This window comes from Pseudomonas sp. PDM18 (genome assembly GCF_014852585.1).
In the GTDB taxonomy this organism is placed as follows: domain Bacteria; phylum Pseudomonadota; class Gammaproteobacteria; order Pseudomonadales; family Pseudomonadaceae; genus Pseudomonas.
This window is the reverse complement of sequence record NZ_JACVBX010000001.1, coordinates 276,075-294,448: the sequence shown is the minus strand read 5'-3', so window position 1 is coordinate 294,448 and position 18,374 is coordinate 276,075. Positions and strand designations below refer to the sequence as shown.

16 protein-coding genes are annotated in these 18,374 nt (G+C 66.1%); 7 read left to right on the top strand and 9 right to left on the bottom strand.

The annotated features are described in order from the left end of the window. Positions 1-25: 25 nt before the first annotated feature. A complete protein-coding gene (locus tag IB274_RS01310; protein WP_192430897.1) occupies positions 26-2,476 on the top strand; it encodes an EAL domain-containing protein in 2,451 nt (816 codons plus the stop codon). 76 nt (positions 2,477-2,552) lie between these two features. Beyond that, positions 2,553-3,344 (top strand): TenA family transcriptional regulator, encoded by a 792-nt coding sequence (locus IB274_RS01305; RefSeq protein ID WP_192430319.1) that lies wholly within the window; start codon positions 2,553-2,555, stop codon positions 3,342-3,344. 88 nt (positions 3,345-3,432) lie between these two features. Here the strand turns inward: IB274_RS01305 and IB274_RS01300 are convergent, their stop codons facing one another. The 3 genes from IB274_RS01300 to IB274_RS01290 form a co-directional block, all read right to left on the bottom strand. Then, entirely contained in the window at positions 3,433-4,389 is a 957-nt protein-coding gene (locus IB274_RS01300) for a quinone oxidoreductase family protein (RefSeq protein ID WP_192430318.1), read from the bottom strand. A gap of 35 nt (positions 4,390-4,424) precedes the next feature. Then, complete coding sequence (locus tag IB274_RS01295) at positions 4,425-4,586, bottom strand: DUF1427 family protein (RefSeq protein ID WP_017517667.1); 162 nt, start codon at positions 4,584-4,586, stop codon at positions 4,425-4,427. Between the two features lie 698 nt (positions 4,587-5,284). Continuing rightward, positions 5,285-6,052 (bottom strand): AraC family transcriptional regulator, encoded by a 768-nt coding sequence (locus tag IB274_RS01290; protein ID WP_192430317.1) that lies wholly within the window; start codon positions 6,050-6,052, stop codon positions 5,285-5,287. Between the two features lie 302 nt (positions 6,053-6,354). Here IB274_RS01290 and hppD point away from each other — a divergent pair, with 302 nt between their 5' ends. From hppD to IB274_RS01270, 4 genes are all read left to right on the top strand, one after another. Further along, entirely contained in the window at positions 6,355-7,437 is a 1,083-nt protein-coding gene (gene hppD / locus IB274_RS01285; protein ID WP_192430316.1) for a 4-hydroxyphenylpyruvate dioxygenase, read from the top strand. 51 nt (positions 7,438-7,488) lie between these two features. Next, positions 7,489-8,130, top strand: a complete 642-nt coding sequence (gene maiA, locus IB274_RS01280; RefSeq protein ID WP_192430315.1) for a maleylacetoacetate isomerase — start codon at positions 7,489-7,491, stop codon at positions 8,128-8,130. A gap of 108 nt (positions 8,131-8,238) precedes the next feature. After that, the gene (locus IB274_RS01275) at positions 8,239-9,654 is read left to right on the top strand and encodes an amino acid permease (RefSeq protein ID WP_192430314.1); all 1,416 of its coding nucleotides are present in this window, start codon (positions 8,239-8,241) and stop codon (positions 9,652-9,654) included. 91 nt (positions 9,655-9,745) lie between these two features. Then, the gene (locus tag IB274_RS01270) at positions 9,746-10,123 is read left to right on the top strand and encodes an MliC family protein (RefSeq protein ID WP_015476418.1); all 378 of its coding nucleotides are present in this window, start codon (positions 9,746-9,748) and stop codon (positions 10,121-10,123) included. Between the two features lie 200 nt (positions 10,124-10,323). Here IB274_RS01270 and IB274_RS01265 read toward each other — a convergent pair whose 3' ends face one another. Beyond that, a complete protein-coding gene (locus IB274_RS01265; RefSeq protein WP_225614652.1) occupies positions 10,324-11,118 on the bottom strand; it encodes a nucleoside-binding protein in 795 nt (264 codons plus the stop codon). A gap of 370 nt (positions 11,119-11,488) precedes the next feature. On the opposite strand from IB274_RS01265, the gene arfB reads away from it, so the two are divergent. Further along, positions 11,489-11,902, top strand: coding sequence for an alternative ribosome rescue aminoacyl-tRNA hydrolase ArfB (gene arfB / locus IB274_RS01260; protein ID WP_192430312.1), 414 nt, complete (start codon positions 11,489-11,491; stop codon positions 11,900-11,902). Positions 11,903-12,093: 191 nt separating this feature from the next. Here the strand turns inward: arfB and IB274_RS01255 are convergent, their stop codons facing one another. From IB274_RS01255 to glcD, 5 genes are all read right to left on the bottom strand, one after another. Continuing rightward, positions 12,094-13,785 carry a lactate permease LctP family transporter gene (locus IB274_RS01255; RefSeq protein ID WP_192430311.1) on the bottom strand — a complete coding sequence of 564 codons (1,692 nt, stop codon included), beginning with the start codon at positions 13,783-13,785 and terminating at the stop codon, positions 12,094-12,096. A gap of 244 nt (positions 13,786-14,029) precedes the next feature. After that, a complete protein-coding gene (locus IB274_RS01250; protein WP_192430310.1) occupies positions 14,030-14,428 on the bottom strand; it encodes a heme-binding protein in 399 nt (132 codons plus the stop codon). Further along, positions 14,407-15,681 (bottom strand): glycolate oxidase subunit GlcF, encoded by a 1,275-nt coding sequence (gene glcF, locus IB274_RS01245; protein WP_192430309.1) that lies wholly within the window; start codon positions 15,679-15,681, stop codon positions 14,407-14,409. The genes IB274_RS01250 and glcF overlap by 22 nt, the downstream gene beginning before the upstream one ends. Continuing rightward, on the bottom strand, positions 15,681-16,721 hold the full coding sequence (gene glcE / locus IB274_RS01240) for a glycolate oxidase subunit GlcE (protein ID WP_192430308.1): 1,041 nt from the start codon (positions 16,719-16,721) through the stop codon (positions 15,681-15,683). The genes glcF and glcE overlap by 1 nt, the downstream gene beginning before the upstream one ends. After that, a complete protein-coding gene (gene glcD, locus IB274_RS01235) occupies positions 16,721-18,220 on the bottom strand; it encodes a glycolate oxidase subunit GlcD (protein WP_192430307.1) in 1,500 nt (499 codons plus the stop codon). The genes glcE and glcD overlap by 1 nt, the downstream gene beginning before the upstream one ends. Positions 18,221-18,374: the final 154 nt, after the last annotated feature.

The window sequence follows — 18,374 nt, the reverse complement described above, 5'->3', positions numbered from 1 at the left end:
GAAGTCGAAACTGGTTATGGATGCAATGGGGCTATTGCCGACCCGGCGTACGACGCGTCTGCTCAAGCTGGTCTGGCCGTTCATGGTCGTGGTCCTGCTGCAGACGCTGATCGGCAGCGGCAGCTTCATAATTCTTTCAGGCGTGCGCGCCTACGTCGGCGGTGAGAGCCTCTGGTCCAAGGGCCAGAAGGACGCCATCCATTACCTGCAACTCTATGGCCAGAGCCGTGACGCGGAGGATTACGAGCGCTATCGCACCGCCATCGCGATACCCCAGGGTGACCGTACCTTCCGCGCTGCCCTCGACCTCAGCCAACCCGACCTGGAACTAGCCCGCGCCGGGGCCTTGCAGGGGGGCATCCATCCCGACGATGTCGCCGCGCTGATCTGGCTGTACCGCTATTTCCACGAGTACAGCTACTTCGACCAGGCGGTGAAGATGTGGATCATCGGCGACGCCTACCTCGACCAGTTGGAGCAACTGTCCGACGAGATGAGCGCGAAGATCCGCGCCAATGACGTCCGCCCCGGCGACCTGAGCTACTGGAACAGCCGAATCCAGGCCATCAACGACGGCGTCACGCCGGCTGCCATGGCCTTCTCCGCCGCGCTCGGGCAGGGTTCGCGGATGATCATGTGGGTGCTGCTGGTGCTCAACGGGCTGACCGGCCTGGCGCTGATCCTCCTGGCGGTCTGGCGCACCCGCAAGCTGCTGCACCAGCAGCGCGCCTTCGAAAGCGCCCTGGATACTGAGCGGGAGCGTGCGCAGACCACACTGGCCGCCATCGGCGACGGCGTGGTTACCCTCGATGAACATGAGTGCATTGCCTATTTCAACCCGGCGGCGGAACGCCTGATCGGCTGGGACAACTCCATGGCCGTCGGCCTGCCGCTGCGTTCGCTGCTGCGGATACTCGACGAGAATTCGCAGGTCGAGGGACTGCCACTGGTGGGGCAGATCCTGCGCGGCGAGGTGGATGGCGGCAGCGAGACCAGCAAGCTGATCCAGCGTCTGGATGGCACCAGCGTGGCAGTGACCCTGGTGGCCACGCCCATCCACGCCGATGGCCGGGTGGTTGGCGTGGTGCTGGTGCTGCACGACATGACCCGCGAGCGCCAGTACATGGCCAGCCTGTCGTGGCAGGCAACCCATGACGCGCTGACCGGCCTGACTAACCGCCGCGAGTTCGAATTCCGCCTCAAGCAGGCCCTGGAAAGCTCGGCGGACTCCCGCGACCAGCATTCGCTGATGTACCTGGACCTGGACCAGTTCAAGCTGGTCAACGACACCTGTGGCCATGCCGCCGGCGACGAACTGCTGCGCCAGGTCTGTTCCGTGCTGCAGCAGTGCCTGCGCGACGGCGACACCCTGGCGCGCCTGGGCGGCGATGAGTTCGGCATCCTCCTGGAACACTGCCCGGCGGACCTGGCGGTGCAGATCGCCGAGCGCATCCGCCTGACCGTGCAGGCGCTGCACTTCATGTGGGAGGGCCGCGGCTTCAACATCACCGTAAGTATTGGCGTGGTGCATATCTCCGCCATGCTGGTGTCGGTGGAGGAGGCGCTGCGCTGCGCCGACATGGCCTGCTACATGGCCAAGGAGAAGGGCCGCAACCGGGCCCAGGTGTTTCGCCCCGACGATACCGAGCTGTCCAACCGCGTCGGCGAGATGGCCTGGGTACAGCGCATCCGCCTGGGGCTGGAGGAGGAGCGCTTCTGTCTCTATGCGCAGTCGATCTTCCCGGTCGACGACCGCACGATGGAAGGCGCCCACGTCGAGTTGCTGCTGCGCCTGAACGACGAGTGCGGTCGGCTGGTGGCGCCGATCAACTTCATCCCCGCCGCCGAGCGCTACGGCCTGATGTCGGATATCGACCGCTGGGTGGTCGAGAACGCCTTCCGGACCCTGGCCGAGCGCAACGCCGAGGGCGGTTACGAACCGATCCATACCTGCGCCATCAACCTTTCCGGCGCTACCATCGGTGACGAGACCTTCCTCGACTTCCTCCGCGACGTGCAGCCGCGCTACGGCATCGAGCCCGCCAGCGTGTGCTTCGAGATCACCGAGACCAGCGCCATCGCCAACCTGGTCAACGCCACCCGCTTCATCCAGGAACTCAAGGCCCTGGGCTACCGCTTCTCGCTGGATGACTTCTGCGCCGGGATGTCGTCCTTCGTCTACCTCAAGCACCTGCCGGTGGACTACCTGAAGATCGACGGCAGCTTCATCAAGGACATGCTCGAAGACCCCATCGACCGCGCCATGGTCCAGGTGATCAACCAGATCGGCCACGTGATGGGCAAGCGCACGGTGGCAGAGTTCGTCGAAACCCAGGAAATCCTCGAAGTGCTGCGGGAAATCGGCATCGATTACGCCCAGGGATACGGTCTGGCGCGCCCACAACCCTTCAATCGGAGCTTCCTGCGTGAAACGCACGTCGCAGCTGTAGCATCCGACACAACCTCCGGACGGTGACGCGCAGCCAAGACAGGACTAACCTGAGGCCTGATTTACCGGTGCTTGCATGGATCGACCAGCAACGGAGCCTTGGATGAACGACACCTTTGTTCGCAGTGGGCCGCTCAAGGAGCTTTGCAGCTATCCGCACTGGGCCCAGCGCCTGGTGCAGGAATGCGAAACCAGCCGTCTGTCGGTAATCGAGCATCCCCTCTACGCGCGCATGCGCGACGGCCAGTTGAGCCGACAGACCATGCGCGCCTTCCTCATAGGCGGCTGGCAGGTGGTGGAGCAGTTCCCCCTGTACATGTCCCACAATCTGCTCAAAACCCGCTTTGGTCGCAGCCCCGGCGAAGACATGGCGCGGCGCTGGCTGATGCGCAATATCCGCGTCGAGCTCAACCACGCCGACTATTGGGTGCGCTGGGCCGAGGCCTACGGCGTGACCCTGGCCGAACTCAAGGCCCAGCTGGTACCCGCTGAACTCCACGCCCTCGGCCACTGGTGTTGGCACAGCTGCGCCACCGAGGAACTGGCGCTGGCCATGGCCGCCACCAACTACGCCATCGAAGGCGCGACCGGCGACTGGTCGGCGCTGGTCTGCTCCACCGATACCTACGAACGCAGCCTGCCGGCCGGCGCCCGCAAGGACGCCATGCGCTGGCTGAAGATGCACGCCCGCTACGACGACGATCATCCCTGGGAAGCACTGGAGATCATCTGCACCCTTTGCGGCCCGCAGCTCGCCATGCCGCGCTGCCTGGCGCTGCGTGAGGCGATCTGCAAGAGCTACGGCTACATGCGCATGTTCCTCGACCAGTGCCTGGCGTTGGAGCAGGCGCAGGGCGGGGCGCTGCGGACCTCTTCGATGAAGGTGGCGGGGTAGGGGGTTCGCGGGGCTTGCCTGACGATTTGGCGCGGCGTGCGCCCTCTCCCTTCAGGGAGAGGGCTCTTCACCGAAGTCAAAATCAGCCTCAAGGCACGAGAATGATCTTCTCGCTGCTGCCCTCATTGATCTCGTGATAGCGCTGTACGCCCTCGCTCAGTGGCACTTCGCGCAGGCCGCTGGGCAGCGGCAGCCTGCCGTCGTCGAACCACTGGCCGAACTGGCGCAGCATCGCGGCGCAGGCGATCGTGTCGTACAGCAGCGAATTCACTCCCACCACCGAACCGCCGCGGCGATACAGCGCCAGGGCTGGCAACTGCACGTGGCCGTCCACCGGTGCGGCGATGATGGCGATGCGGCCGAAGGTCGCCAGGGCGGAGACCGCCGCCGGCAGCCAGAAACCGGTGGTGTCGAAAATCACCTCGGCGCCGCCGGGGAAGTGCTCTTCTACCTGCGCCGCCAGAGTGTCCGTCGAGCCCAGCAGAATGCTCGGCACGCTCTGGGCCTGCAATTCCACCTGTGATTCGGCACGTCGTACCGCGCCCAGCACTTGTGCGCCACGGGCCTTGGCCAGGGAGATGGCCGCCGCGCCGACGGCACCGGAACCGATCACCAGCAGGCGGGTGCCGGCACCGACCTGGCTGCGCTCCAGGGCGTCCCAGGCTGTGGTGAAGGGGACGCCGCAGCTGGCTGCCTGGGCGAAACTCATGCGTTCGGGCATCAGCGCCACACCGCCGACCGGCACGCTCATCCGTTGCGCGTGGCTGCCGTTGCGGGTGAAGCCCAGCCCCTTGCCGGTGCCCCAGACGGATTTGCCCAGCAGTTCGGCCGGACCTTTCACCACGGTGCCGGCGAAGTCACGGCCGGGCACGCGGGGCAGGGTGGTGTAGGGGAAGCGGCCGAGGACGTTCTTCACGTCGCTGGGGTTCAGGCCGGCGGCATGGATTTCCACCAGCACTTCATCGGCGGCGGGCACCGGGTCGGCAATGTCGGTGAAGCTCAGGGCGGCGAGGTCGCCGGTACGGTCGAATTGCAGGGCTTTCATGGCACGGGTCCTTGGCAATCAGTGGGAGAGGGTGATCAGTGGAGCCAGCGGGTCAGCAGTGGCAGGGCGTTCTCGCCAATCTGCATGCCCAGCAGGCCGATCAGCGCCACCAGCGGCGGCGCTGGCGAGCGGAAGTCGAGGAAGTGGTAGGCGAGGCCGACGGCGATGCCGATGGCCAGGGAGATCAGGTAACTCATGGTGTCCTCCGTGGATGGTTCCGGCGGCTGGCGGGAGTGGAACCAGTCTAGGAGCCGCGCCTTGGCGCCGCCGGTCATTGGCTTCGGAATATCGGACAGATGATGGACGGGGTATTGGAGGAGCGTGCCGGCCCCCGAGAAGGCTGAGGCCAGATCGTAGGGTGCATAACGCGCCAGCGTTATCCGCCGCGAGGTAATCAGCGCATAACCCGTTCCGGGTAATGCGGCCTACGGTCCTGCGTTGGCTTGAGGTTTTCAGCGCCGCGACGGCTTGCGCGCAAACTCAGTGTTTCGCCCCCTCGGGCGACCTTCTTTGGCAAACGCCCCAAAGAAGGCAAAGGTCTTGCCCCGGACATCCGGTTTTTCGCTTAGGCGAAAAATTCCCTCGTTGAATCGAAGTTTCAGGGGCACGCTGCGAAGGGCCATCCCTGGCCCATCGCAGCTCTCGCGACATCCATGTCGCTCAACCCCTGAAACTCCAATTCAACGAGGCCTCCTGAACGGGGCATTCCGGAGCGCCTGGATGTTTCTCTGGAAGTCTTCTAGAAGCCGGAGCCAGAGCCAGAGCCAGAGCCAGAGCCAGAGCCAGAGCCAGAGCGTGGAGCACGCTTTTCCTGTAGGAGCGAGCTTGCTCGCGAACCCGCAAGGCACGGTGCAATGCCGTTCGCGAGCAAGCTCGCTCCTGCGAAAGGCCCGGCCTACCGGGCGCAGTATTCCGACGGTGCCACGCCCAGCTCACGGCGGAACATCTCGCTGAAGCTCCCCGGCTGATACCCCAGTCCGTGGGCGATCTGGCTCACCGCGAGGCCTTCGTTGAGCTGCGCCACTGCCGTGGCCAGTTGTACCTGCCGCCGCCACTGGGCGAAGCCCATGCCCAGGCTGCGCTGAAACAGGCGGGCGAGGGTGCGTACGCTGGCGCCGGCGTCGGCGGCGTGCTGCTCGAAGGAAATCTCCTGGCTCGGCTCGGCCATCACCGCCAGGCACAGGCTGAGCAGGCGGCGGTCGGAGTCATCCGGCAGCGGCACGCGCAACAGCAGGCTGCGAGCGCGTTGCAGCTCCAGCACGGCCAGCTGCGACAGCGCCTGGTAGTACTCGGAGTCGGGCTCGCTCTCGTGCTGCACCAGGGTGACGATCAGCTCGCGCAGCAGCCCGCCCACCTCGAAGGCCTGCACCTGCTCGCCGAGCGAATCCGCTGTCCCAGGCCGCAGGTAGATGTTGCGCATCTGCAGCTCGCTGACCACGCGGATGCCGTGGGGCACCTGCGGCGGCAGCCAGACGGCGCGGTTAGGCGGAACCAGCAGCGCTTCGGACGGCGTTTCCAGCCACATCACCCCGGACATGGCGTAGAGCACCTGTCCCCAGTCGTGAGAGTGCGGCTCGATGTGCAAACCGCGCGGATAGCTGCGGGCCAGGGCGCGCAGGGAAGCGGGCGTGGAATCGAAATCAGGAGGCGCGGCACGGGCCATGGGACGAGTCGGGCAGGGGAGATGGGCCGCATGGTAGCCGCCGCATGGCGCCCTGACGAGAGCGCGGCACTCGCACTGGCAGGCTGGCGCACCACCTTGTCACGATTTCTTTACGCTGCGGCGGCTTGCCGCACGGGGCTTTTCATCGCGTAAGGATTTCTTTCCGGGCCCTGCGGCCAGGCGTGCCGTAAACCCTCGACGCCCGGCTTGTTCCAAAGCCCCGCGACAGTTGTGATGAAGGCATTCCAGACGCCTGGACGGCCTCGCGCCGAGCCAGCCGATAACGACAACGAGGAGGCCGGATGAACGCCGTGACCAAGATCGAACAACACAATCCCATCGGCACCGACGGCTTCGAGTTCGTCGAGTTCACCGCCCCCGACGCCCAGGGCATCGAGCAACTGCGCCAGCTGTTCACCGGCATGGGCTTCACCGAGACCGCCAAACACCGTTCCAAGGAAGTCTTCCTGTTCCAGCAGAACGACATCAACATCGTGCTCAACGGCAGCCCCACCGGCCACGTCCACGAGTTCGCCAAGAAACACGGTCCCAGCGCCTGCGCCATGGCCTTCCGGGTGAAGAATGCAGCACAGGCTGCCGCCTACGTCGAATCCCAGGGCGCCAAGCTGGTGGGCAGCCACGCCAACTTCGGCGAGCTGAACATCCCTTGCGTCGAAGGTATCGGCGGTTCGCTGCTGTATCTCGTCGACCGTTACGGCGACAAGAGCATCTATGACGTCGACTTCGAGTTCATCGAAGGCCGCTCGGCCTGCGACAATGCCGTCGGCCTGCTGTGCATCGACCACCTGACCCACAACGTCAAGCGCGGCCAGATGGACGTCTGGTCCGGCTTCTACGAGCGTATCGCCAACTTCCGCGAGATTCGCTACTTCGACATCGAAGGCAAGCTCACCGGCCTGCTGTCCCGCGCCATGACCGCGCCGTGCGGGAAGATCCGCATCCCGATCAACGAGTCGGCGGACGACAAGTCGCAGATCGAGGAATTCATCCGCGAATACCACGGCGAAGGCATCCAGCACATCGCCCTGACCACCGAGGACATCTACGCCACCGTGCGCCAGCTGCGCGCCAACGGTGTGGACTTCATGAGCACCCCGGACACCTATTACGCCAAGGTCGATACCCGCGTCGCCGGTCACGGCGAGCCGCTGGAGCAACTGCGCGAGCTGAACATCCTCATCGACGGCGCGCCGGGCGACGACGGCATCCTGCTGCAGATCTTCACCAACACGGTGATCGGCCCGATCTTCTTCGAGATCATCCAGCGCAAGGGCAACCAGGGCTTCGGCGAGGGCAACTTCAAGGCCCTGTTCGAGTCCATCGAGGAAGACCAGATTCGCCGTGGCGTGATCTCCGAGCAGTAACCTGATCGAGGGCGGCCGCCAGATCCGCGCGGCCGCCTGCGGAGAACCGCCATGCTCACCCTGTATTCCTACTGGCGCTCCAGCGCCGCCTACCGCGTGCGCATCGCCCTCGGTCTGAAAGGCCTGGCCTACCGCCAGGTGCCAGTGCACCTGGTGAAGGACGGCGGGCAACAGCATGCCGCCGAGTACACGTCGCTCAACCCGCAGGAACTGGTGCCGTTGCTGGTGGACGGCGACGCGCGCATTGCCCAGTCCCTGGCGATCCTCGAATACCTCGACGAAACCCACCCGCAACCCGGCCTGTTGCCGCGCGATGCGCTGCAACGTGCGCAGGTGCGCGCGCTGGCCCTGCATATCGCCTGCGACATCCACCCGCTGAACAACCTGCGCGTATTGCAGTACCTCAGCGGCCCGCTGGCTGTGGCAGACGAGGCGAAAAATGCTTGGATCCGCCATTGGGTCGAGACCGGCCTGCGCGCGGTGGAAGAGGGCGTCGCTCACTGGACCGGCCCGCTGTCCCTGGGCGAGCGCCCGGGCTACTTCGAGGCCTGCCTGATTCCCCAGCTGTACAACGCTCGCCGCTTCAACTGCGACCTCTCCGGTTGCCCGCGCCTGCTCGCCATCGCCGCGCGCTGCGAATCCCTCGAAGCCTTCCAGCAGGCCGCCCCGGAGGTGCAGCCCGACGCCCAGTAAGCCCCACCGCTCCACCGCTCTTTAGCCTTGCCTTGCTCGCACTACAGGCACCGCCTGGCCACAAGCCGGGCGGCCGATCCCGTCACAGATAAAAACAACAGGTGACGCATGACGCGTGAAACTCAACACGCAGGCCAGCTCCAGCGCGGCCTGAAGAATCGCCATATCCAGCTGATCGCCCTCGGCGGCGCCATCGGTACCGGGCTGTTCCTCGGCTCGGCCGGGGTGCTCAAGTCCGCCGGTCCGTCGATGATCCTCGGCTACGCCATCGCCGGTTTCATCGCCTTCCTGATCATGCGCCAGCTCGGCGAGATGATCGTCGAGGAGCCCGTCGCCGGCTCCTTCAGCCACTTCGCGCACAAGTACTGGGGCGGCTTCGCCGGCTTCCTCTCGGGCTGGAACTGCTGGGTGCTGTACATCCTGGTGGGCATGTCGGAGCTCACCGCGGTGGGCAAGTACATCCACTACTGGTGGCCGGACGTGCCGACCTGGGCCACCGCCGCGCTGTTCTTCGTCGTGGTCAACGCGATCAACCTGTTCAACGTGAAGGCCTTCGGCGAGGCGGAGTTCTGGTTCGCCATCATCAAGGTCGCCGCCATCGTCGGCATGATCGCCCTGGGCTGCTACCTGTTGGCCGGCGGTACCGGCGGCGAGCAGGCTGCGGTGAGCAACCTGTGGGCCCACGGCGGCTTCTTCCCCAATGGCATCAGCGGGCTGGTGATGGCCATGGCGATTATCATGTTCTCCTTCGGCGGGCTGGAGATGCTCGGCTTCACCGCCGCCGAGGCCGATCAGCCGAAGCGGGTGATCCCCAAGGCGATCAACCAGGTGATCTACCGCATCCTGATCTTCTACATCGGCGCGCTCACCGTGCTGCTCTCGCTGACGCCCTGGGACAGCCTGCTGCAGACCCTGAATGCTTCCGGCGACTCCTACAGCGGCAGCCCCTTCGTGCAGATCTTCTCGATGATCGGCAGTAGCACCGCGGCCCACGTCCTCAACTTCGTGGTGCTCACCGCCGCGCTGTCGGTCTACAACAGCGGCACCTACTGCAACGGCCGCATGTTGGTGGGCCTGGCGGAGCAGGGCGATGCTCCGCGTGCGCTGGCCAAGGTAGACAGCCGTGGCGTGCCGGTGCGCTCGCTGATGGTCTCGGCGGCGGTGACCTTCCTCGCCGTGCTGGTGAACTACCTGGTCCCGGCCCGTGCGCTGGAGCTGCTGATGTCCCTGGTGGTCGCCGCGCTGGTGATCAACTGGGCGATGATCAGCCTGGCGCACCTGAAGTTCCGCGCGCGCATGGATGCCGACGGCAAGCGCACCGCCTTCCGCGCCGTGGCTTACCCGGCGGCCAACTGGCTATGCCTGGGCTTCGTGGTGTTCATCCTCGGTGTCATGCTGCTTACTCCGGGCATCCAGGTGTCGGTCTATGCGATTCCGGTGTGGCTGCTGGTGATGTATGGCTGCTATCGCCTCAAGCGCCAGCCGGCGCGGCGTGGTGAGGCGGCCGCCGTGCTGGCCGACTGACTGCCAGACTTTGTGCCGGGCCGCCCGTGATTGACCGCGCGGCCCGACCTTTCCTAGAGTGACCGGGCCATTTTTCGTCAGAGGGATACTCATGAAAAAAGCACTTTGGCTGCTCGCGGCGGCCGTGCCGGTCCTGCTCGTCGCCTGTGGTGGCGAAGAAAAGAAAGCGCCCCAGGTCGACGCGCTGGTCCTGCCTGGCGACGCCAAGCTGGACTCGCGCAGTGTCTCGTACAAGTGTGAGGACGGCCGCAAGATCAGCGTGCAGTACCTGAACAAGGGCGACAACAGTCTGGCCGTGGTGCCGGTGACCGACGCCTCCAGCCTGGTCTTCGCCAACGTCATCTCCGCCTCCGGCGCCAAGTACGCTGCCGGCCAGTACATCTGGTGGACCAAGGGCGAAGACGCCACCCTGTACAAGGATTGGAAAGGCGGCGAGCCCGCCGACGGCGTAGCCTGCAAGGAGAGCTGATTTTTCTTGTGGCGCCCGAACGGAAAAGCCCGGCAGATGCCGGGCTTTTTCATGTCAGCGCCCCTGTGCGGAAAGCTCTTATAGGGCGAATAACGCGCCAGCGTTATCCGCCGCGCGGGCAACGGCGCATAACCTGTTCCAGGTTATGCGCCCTACGACCGAACATAGGCCGATACGCGGATTAAACCTGTAGGAGCGTGTCAGAAAGTGAATTCGAGATTCACCGTCGGTGTCGAGGTGCGGGTACCGCGTCCGCCGTCCACGCCGAACTTGTTGTGCCAATACTCGTAGCCCACGCCCAGCCACAGGTTCGGCTGGCGCTTGGTGCCCGGCATGGTGGCGAACATCAGCGAGGTGCGCACCAGCGTTTCCGGCGCGGTGTCGTTGTCGTTGTAGTCCTCGCCCTTCTCCCCGGTGTAGTTCAGGAAGCCCTGGAACTTCGCCCCGTGGTCACCCAGCTGGAACGGCCGTAGCCAGGTCAGGTTGACCATGTAGGTGGTGTCGAAGGTGTGGTCCGGGTGCTTCACGTTGGGGATGCCGGAGTGGTTCTTCTCACGGTAATAGAACAGCGACAGGTCGAGCACGCCGGGCCCGTTGAACTTGATGGTGGGGCCGAATACCAGTGCGCGCTTCTTCGCCGAGCCGAGGTTGTTGTTGCGGCTGGCGTCGAAACCGAAGGTGAGGGCGTGGTTCTTCACCAGGCCCTTGCCTTGCGGCAGGTCGAACACCCGCGAGGCGTACAGCTGGCTGCGGAATACCCCGTAGACCTCGCTGCTGCCGCTGTCGGTGCCCTTGCGCGGGTCATCGCTGTCGGACTGCAGCACGTCGAGGTGGAAGAAGTTGCTGCCGTAGCGGTAACCGTCGGCATGGCTGAAGCTGAAGATGCGCTTGCTGATGTCGTGCGGGTTGTTCGGGTTGGTGAAGCCCTTGCCGTAGCGGAAGCCCAGCGTATTGCTGGTCCACTCGAAGAATCGATCGTCATCGGCCTGTGCCATGCCCAGTGGGGCGAGCACCAGCGCGGTACCGAGTGCGAACCGGCGGCCGTTGCTCAGGCGGCGGCTGGAGCGCGGGTGGGGGCGGACGGCGCCAGGGGCCGTCATCGCGGAAGAAACCATGTTGCACCTCTGTGTTGTTCTTGTTTTTCGTGGCTTCGGGGCCGGCGTCCCGCCGTGTGAACGGCGGTCGGTGACAGGCTGGGTTCTAATGGTGAATTGATGACATTGCAAGTAAAACTTGTACACAAAGACGTATACAAAAATTGACGCAAAAGTCAGGAACGGACGCTGCGCGGCGAACCAGATGGCTTCGGGACAGGCGCGGCGGTGCGCGGTATCCTGACCATCATTTCCTCCCTGAATCCTCCCTATGCTGCAGATTTCCAATTCCGTGCAGATCCCTGACGCCGAGATCGAGCTCAACGCCATCCGCGCGCAGGGCGCTGGCGGGCAGAACGTCAACAAGGTGTCCAGTGCCGTACATCTGCGCTTCGATGTGCGCGCCTCATCGCTGCCGGAGTTCTACAAGGAACGCCTGCTGGCCCTGAGCGACCAGCGCATCACCAGCGACGGCGTGGTGGTGATCAAGGCGCAGCAATACCGCACCCAGGAGCAGAACCGCGAGGACGCGCTGAACCGCCTGGCGGAGCTGATCCGCAGCGTCACGAAGGTGGAGAAGAAGCGCCGTCCGACCAAGCCGACGCTGGGCTCGAAGACGCGCCGGCTGGAGGGCAAGAGCAAGCGGGGGGCGATCAAGGCGGGGCGGGGGAGAGTGGATTTCTGACGCTCGGGCGATCCCCTCACCCCAGCCCTCTCCCAGTGGGAGAGGGGGCCGATTGTGCTGGCTGACAGTGTGGTTTCATCCTGCACCGAACAGTCCCCTCTCCCGCTTGCGGGAGAGGGTTAGGGTGAGGGGCTCTTGCTCTTCGTAGGAGCAAGCTCGCTCCTGCAGGGGCAACTCCACCGCCAGCACCATCAGTGCACCAGCATCCCCGTGAACACATAGGCCTGGGCCAGGGTGATCAGGCCGATGAACGCGGCGAAGATCAGGCTGTGCTTGACCGTGAAGCGGAACAGGTCCGACTCGCGCCCGACCATCCCGGTGGCGGCGCAGGCCACGGCGATGGACTGCGGCGAGATCATCTTGCCGGTCACCCCGCCGGTGGTGTTGGCCGCCACCAGCAGCGTGTCGCTGACACCGAGCTGGTGCGCGGTGGTCGCCTGCAATGAGCCGAACAGGGCATTGGACGAGGTGTCCGACCCGGTCAGGAACACCCCCAGCCAGCCGAGGAAGGGCGAGAAGAACGGGAACGCCGCGCCGGTCCCCGCCAGCACCAGCGCCAGGGTGGTGGACATCCCCGAATAGTTGGTGACGAAGGCGAAGGCCAGCACCATGCCGATGGTCAGCACCGGCCACTTCAGCTCCTTCAGCGTCTCGCCGAAAGTGGTCGCGCCGCTCTTCACGCCGATGCGCAGGATCGCCATGGAGATCAGCGCGGCGAGGAAGATCGCCGTACCGCTGGCCGACACCAGGTCGAACTTGTAGATCGCCGGCATCGGCGTCGGGTTGGCCACAATAGGCGCAGCCTTCAGGACCAACTGGTCGAGGTAGGGCACGGCGATCACCGCCACCCAGCTCTCCAGCGCGCCGCCGGGCAGGAACATCGCCTTGAAGGGCTTCATGGTCCAGATGGTGACCAGTACGGTGAGGATCAGGAAGGGCGACCAGGCCTTGAAGATCTGCCCGAAGCTGTACTGCGATTCCCGGCGCTGCACGCCACCACCGCCGACTGCGCCGAGCGTCGCCGTGCCGTCGGCATTGACGCTGGAGAACTCCGTCTCACGCACGTTCGCCGGCTGCCACACACGCAGGAACAGGGTCAGGCAGACCATGCTCAGCAGCGCCGAGGTGATGTCCGGCAGCTCCGGGCCGATGAAGTTGGAGGTGAGGAACTGGCTGATGGCGAAGGTGCCGCCGGCCACCAGCAGCGCCGGCCAGGTTTCGCGCACGCCGCGCCAGCCGTCCATCATCGCCACCAGCCAGAAGGGCACGATCACCGACAGGATCGGCAGCTGCCGGCCGGCCATGGCGCCGATCTTGAAGGCGTCCACGCCCGACACCTGCCCGGCGACGATGATCGGGATGCCCAGCGCGCCGAAGGCTACCGGCGCGGTGTTGGCGATCAGGCACAGGCCGGCCGCATAGAGCGGGTTGAAGCCCAGCCCTACCAGCAGCGCCGCGGTGATCGCCACCGGCGCGCCAAAGCCCGCCGCACCTTCGAGGAAGGCGCCGAACGAGAAGCCGATCAGCACCACCTGCAGGCGCTGGTCGACGGTGATCGACAGCACCGAGCTGCGGATGATCTCGAACTGCCCGCTCTTCACCGTCAGCTTGTAGAGGAACACCGCCGCCACGATGATCCAGGCGATCGGCCAGAGCCCGTAGAAGAAGCCGTAGACCGCCGAGGCCAGCGCCTTGTCCACCGGCATGTGGTAGACGCTGATGGCGATCAGCAGCGACAGCACAAGGGTGATGGCGCCGGCGACGTGGCCCTTGAGGCGGAACACCGCCAGGGCGAGGAAGAAGAAGATGATCGGCACGAGGGCGGCCAGGGCCGAGAGGCCGAGGCTGCCGAGCGGGGTGTAGAGCTGCTGCCAGGTTTGCATGGGGATTGTCCCTTGTTGTTGTCGGTGGCAAAGCGTCAGCGGTGGATGGGTCTTCCAGGTGGATCATGTGCCGGTGGCGCACGCGCCGGCAGGTATTGAAAAAGCCCCGCAACGCGGCGCGTAGCGGGGCTTCTGAAAGCGGGTCCGGGCAAGCTTTTCGGGGTGTCGCCGCCGGCTCGCTTGAGGCCGGCGACGACCACAACTCGGCCGGTGGCTGTCTGTCGCCAGGGCCGCGTGAGCGCTTTCAAAGCGCTGCCACTCCGGCGCTGGCGACCTGTGCATCCTCGCCGGCCTTCACCCCGGAAACGCCCACCGCGCCGATTACCTGGCCGTCCAGCACGACCGGTACGCCGCCTTCGAGCGAGGTGATCAGCGGCGCGGTGACGAAGGCGGTGCGGCCGCCATTGACCATGTCCTCGTAGCCCTTGGTTTCGCGCCGGCCCAGTGCCGCGCTGCGGGCCTTTTCCGTGGCGATGTAGGCGCTGGCCGGGGCACAGCCGTCGAGGCGCTCCAGGGCCAGCGGGTGGCCGCCGTCATCGACCACCACGATGGCCACCGCCCAGTGATTGCGCTGCGCTTCGGTGCGCGCGGCGGAAAGGATGCGGCCGACTTCCTGCTGGGTCAGAACGGCTTTGCTGAGCATGCTTGCACCTCGCCTTGAAGGGATTCCAATGGCGCATCGGCGAGCGCCTGTTCCACCAGTTCGATCCAGTGCCGTACCGGCGTGCGGCCTGCGCCGCCCAGGTGCGTCTGGCAGCCGATGTTGGCGGTGACTATGACTTCCGGGGCGCCGCTCTCCAGCGCCTTCAGGCGGTTGTCGCGCAGGCGCCGGGACAGCTCCGGCTGGGTCAGCGAATAGGTGCCGGCAGAGCCGCAGCACAGGTGGCTGTCGGGCACGGCGGTGAGGCTGAAGCCCAGGCGGGTGAGCACGCCTTCCACCGCGCCGCCGAGCTTCAGCGCGTGCTGCAGCGTGCAGGGGCAGTGGAAGGCCAGTCGGCGATCTCCGTGCAGGTGCAGATCTTCCAGCGGCTCGTCGCGCAGCACCTCGGACAGGTCGCGGGAGAGTTCGCTGACTCGCCGGGCCTTGTCTGCGTACTGCGCGTCGCGTTCCAGCAGATGGCCGTAGTCGCGGACGAAGGCGCCGCAGCCGCTGGCCGTCTGCACGATGGCTTCGGCGCCGGCCTGGATTGACGGCCACCAGGCGTCGATGTTCCTGCGCGCCCGATCCAGCCCCTGTTCCTGGGCGTTCAGGTGATAGTCCACGGCACCGCAGCAACCGGCATCCGCCGCCGGGATCACGCTGATGCCGAGGCGATCCAGTACCCGCGCAGCGGCGGCATTGGTGTTGGGTGACAACGCCGGTTGCACGCAGCCTTCGAGTATCAGCATGCGCCGTGCGTGACGCGGTTTCGGGCGCTCCACCGGCGGATGCGGGTGGCGCGGCAGCTTGCTCTGCAGGCTCTCAGGCAGCAGCGGGTAGAAGGTGCGCCCGGCCTTGGCCAACGCGCCGAACAGCGCGGCATTCGGCACCACGGCGCGCAGGCCCTGGCGCATCAGGCGCTCGCCGAAGGTGCGCGGCACCTGCTGTTCGACCACCGCGCGGCCGATGTCCAGCAGATTGTGGTAGTCCACGCCCGAAGGGCAGGTGGTTTCGCAGTTGCGGCAGCTCAGGCAGCGGTCCAGATGCTCGCGGGTGCTGGCGCTGGGCGCGGCACCTTCTAGCACTTGCTTGATCAGGTAGATGCGCCCGCGCGGTCCGTCCAGTTCGTCTCCCAGCAACTGGTAGGTCGGGCAGGTGGCCGTGCAGAAACCGCAATGCACGCAGGAGCGCAGGATACGCTCGGCTTCCTCGGCGCGCGGCAACTGCTTGGCCTGTTCGCTCAGATTGGTTTGCATCAGAGCTCCCTGTACATCCGGCCTGGGTTGAAGATGCCTTGCGGGTCGAGTTGCTGCTTGAGGCTGTGGTGGTAGCGCAGCAACGCGGCGGACAGCGGATGGAAGCCATCGTCGCCCGGCGTGTAGCGCAGCGCATGACCGCCGACTTCGGCGACGTTGTTGCGGATCAGCTCGGCATCCGCCTCGGACTTCAGCCAGCGCTGCGCGCCGCCCCAGTCGATCAGCTGTTCGCCCGGCAGGGAGAGTGCCGGCGTGGCGTTGGGCAGCGACAGCCGCCAGAGCGTGCCGGGGCCGGCGAAGAACCCCAGGCGTTGTTCGCGCAGGTCCTGCCAGTAGCCGCTGTCGATCTCCTCGCCGCCCAGGCGCAGGCGCGCGGAGCACACCGAACCTTCGCCGCCTTCAAGGCGCAGGTACAGCGCGGTGCCGTCATAGCAGGCGGCAGTGATCGGGATCGGCTGCGCGCCCCATTCGGCGAGCTCACCCAGCGCCTGGTGGACGCCCATTTCCAGGCGCAGGCTGGCGCACATCCGCGGCTTGGGCAGCACCTTCATCGAGACTTCGGTGATCACCCCCAGACAGCCGAAGCTGCCCGCCAGCAGGCGCGACAGGTCGTAGCCGGCGACGTTCTTCATCACCTCGCCGCCGAAGCGCAGCAGCTTGCCGTGGCCGGTGATCAGCCGCGTGCCCAGCACGTAATCGCGCACCGAACCCGACCAGGGCCGGCGTGGGCCGGAAAGCCCGGCGGCGACCACGCCGCCGAAGGTCGCACCCGAATGGTTGGGCGGCTCGCATGGCAGCATCTGCCCGGCCGCCTCCAGTGCCGCTTCGATCTCCGCCAGCGGCGTACCGGCGCGGGCGGTGAGCACCAGTTCGGTCGGGTCGTAGCTGACGATGCCGCTGTGCGGGCGGGTGTCCAGTTCCACGCCATTCACCGGGCGGCCGAGGAAGGCCTTGCTGTCACCGCCACGGATGCGCAACGGCGTGCGTGCAGCGAGGGCCTGGTTCACCTGCTCGAGCAGTTGGCTGCTGGCGTCGGGCATCAGAAGCGCTCCAGGTCGGGGAAGGGCAGTTGCCCGTGGTGCACGTGCATCGCGCCGAACTCGGCGCAGCGGTGCAGGGTCGGGATGTTCTTGCCGGGGTTGAGCAGGCGGTCCGGGTCGAACGCCGCCTTCAACGCGTGGAACAGGGTCAGCTCGTCGCCGTTGAACTGCGCGCACATCTGATTGATCTTCTCGCGCCCCACACCGTGCTCGCCGGTGATGCTGCCGCCCACCGCCACGCAGAGTTCGAGGATTTTCCCGCCGATGGCCTCGGCGCGCTCCAGCTCGCCGGGCACGTTGGCGTCGAAGAGGATCAGCGGGTGCATGTTGCCGTCGCCGGCATGGAACACGTTGGCCACGCGCAGGCCGAATTCCGCCGACAGCTCGGCGATACCATGCAGCACGCGCGGCAGCTCGCGACGCGGGATGGTGCCGTCCATGCAGTAGTAGTCCGGGGAGATGCGCCCCACCGCCGGGAAGGCGTTCTTGCGCCCGGCCCAGAAGCGCACGCGCTCGGCTTCGTCGCAGGCCAGGCGCACGTCGGTGGCGCCGGCCGCGCGCAGCACGCCGTCGACGCGCTCGCAGTCGTCCTGCACGTCGGCTTCCACGCCGTCCAGCTCGCACAGCAGGATGGCCGCCGCGTCCACCGGGTAGCCGGCGTGGATGAAGTCCTCGGCGGCGCGGATCGACAGGTTGTCCATCATCTCCAGTCCGCCGGGAATGATGCCGGCGGCGATGATGTCGGCCACCGCGCGGCCGGCCTTTTCCACCGAATCGAAACTGGCCAGCAGCACCCGCGCCACCTGCGGGCGGGGCAGCAGCTTGACGGTGACTTCGGTGACGATGCCGAGCATGCCCTCGGAACCGGTGAACAGCGCCAGCAGGTCGAGGCCGGGGCTGTCCAGGGCGTCGCTGCCCAGCGTCAGGTGCTCGCCCTCGACGGTGAGGATGTCCACCTTGAGCAGGTTGTGCACGGTCAGGCCGTACTTGAGGCAGTGCACGCCGCCGGCGTTCTCGGCGACGTTGCCGCCAATGGAGCAAGCGATCTGCGAGGACGGGTCCGGCGCGTAGTACAGGCCATGCGGCGCGGCAGCCTGGGAGATCGCCAGGTTGCGCACCCCGGGCTGTACGCGGGCGAAGCGCCCCTGTGGATTCACTTCGAGAATGCGATTGAAGCGCGCCATCACCAGCAGGATGCCTTTCTCCAGCGGCAACGCGCCGCCGGACAGCCCGGTGCCCGCGCCGCGTGCCACCACCGGCACCTTGCGCGCATGGCAGAGTTTCAGCAGCGCCTGCACCTGCTCGATGCGCTCGGGCAGCGCCACCAACATCGGCACGGTGCGATAGGCGGAGAGGCCATCGCATTCGTAGGGTTTGAGGTCTTCGGCGCGGTGCAGCAGTTCGAGGTCGGGCAGGGCTGCGCGCAGCTCGGCCAGCAGGGCGGACTTGTCGACGGCAGGCAGCGCGCCATCGACGCGCTCGTCGTAGAGGATGTTCATAGGCTGACGGTGCTCTGATTTTGTTTTTTTGTTCGCGCCCGCCAAGCGGTCGCGTGGAGCCACGGCACGCTGAAAATGCGACTGCCGGTCAGGCCGCGTCCACTGGCGTCAGCACTGGTCCTACCAGTTCTTGCACGGGCGTCCACTGGAAAGG

Coding starts and splice junctions, on each gene's coding strand:
- glcD (WP_192430307.1), bottom strand. CDS start 18,220: ATGAACATCCTCTACGACGAGCGCGTCGATGGCGCGCTGCCTGCCGTC.
- hppD (WP_192430316.1), top strand. CDS start 6,355: ATGAACGCCGTGACCAAGATCGAACAACACAATCCCATCGGCACCGAC.
- IB274_RS01290 (WP_192430317.1), bottom strand. CDS start 6,052: ATGGCCCGTGCCGCGCCTCCTGATTTCGATTCCACGCCCGCTTCCCTG.
- glcF (WP_192430309.1), bottom strand. CDS start 15,681: ATGCAAACCAATCTGAGCGAACAGGCCAAGCAGTTGCCGCGCGCCGAG.
- IB274_RS01265 (WP_225614652.1), bottom strand. CDS start 11,118: ATGGCACAGGCCGATGACGATCGATTCTTCGAGTGGACCAGCAATACG.
- IB274_RS01305 (WP_192430319.1), top strand. CDS start 2,553: ATGAACGACACCTTTGTTCGCAGTGGGCCGCTCAAGGAGCTTTGCAGC.
- glcE (WP_192430308.1), bottom strand. CDS start 16,721: ATGCCCGACGCCAGCAGCCAACTGCTCGAGCAGGTGAACCAGGCCCTC.
- IB274_RS01275 (WP_192430314.1), top strand. CDS start 8,239: ATGACGCGTGAAACTCAACACGCAGGCCAGCTCCAGCGCGGCCTGAAG.
- IB274_RS01295 (WP_017517667.1), bottom strand. CDS start 4,586: ATGAGTTACCTGATCTCCCTGGCCATCGGCATCGCCGTCGGCCTCGCC.
- arfB (WP_192430312.1), top strand. CDS start 11,489: ATGCTGCAGATTTCCAATTCCGTGCAGATCCCTGACGCCGAGATCGAG.
- IB274_RS01255 (WP_192430311.1), bottom strand. CDS start 13,785: ATGCAAACCTGGCAGCAGCTCTACACCCCGCTCGGCAGCCTCGGCCTC.
- maiA (WP_192430315.1), top strand. CDS start 7,489: ATGCTCACCCTGTATTCCTACTGGCGCTCCAGCGCCGCCTACCGCGTG.
- IB274_RS01300 (WP_192430318.1), bottom strand. CDS start 4,389: ATGAAAGCCCTGCAATTCGACCGTACCGGCGACCTCGCCGCCCTGAGC.
- IB274_RS01270 (WP_015476418.1), top strand. CDS start 9,746: ATGAAAAAAGCACTTTGGCTGCTCGCGGCGGCCGTGCCGGTCCTGCTC.
- IB274_RS01250 (WP_192430310.1), bottom strand. CDS start 14,428: ATGCTCAGCAAAGCCGTTCTGACCCAGCAGGAAGTCGGCCGCATCCTT.
- IB274_RS01310 (WP_192430897.1), top strand. CDS start 26: ATGGGGCTATTGCCGACCCGGCGTACGACGCGTCTGCTCAAGCTGGTC.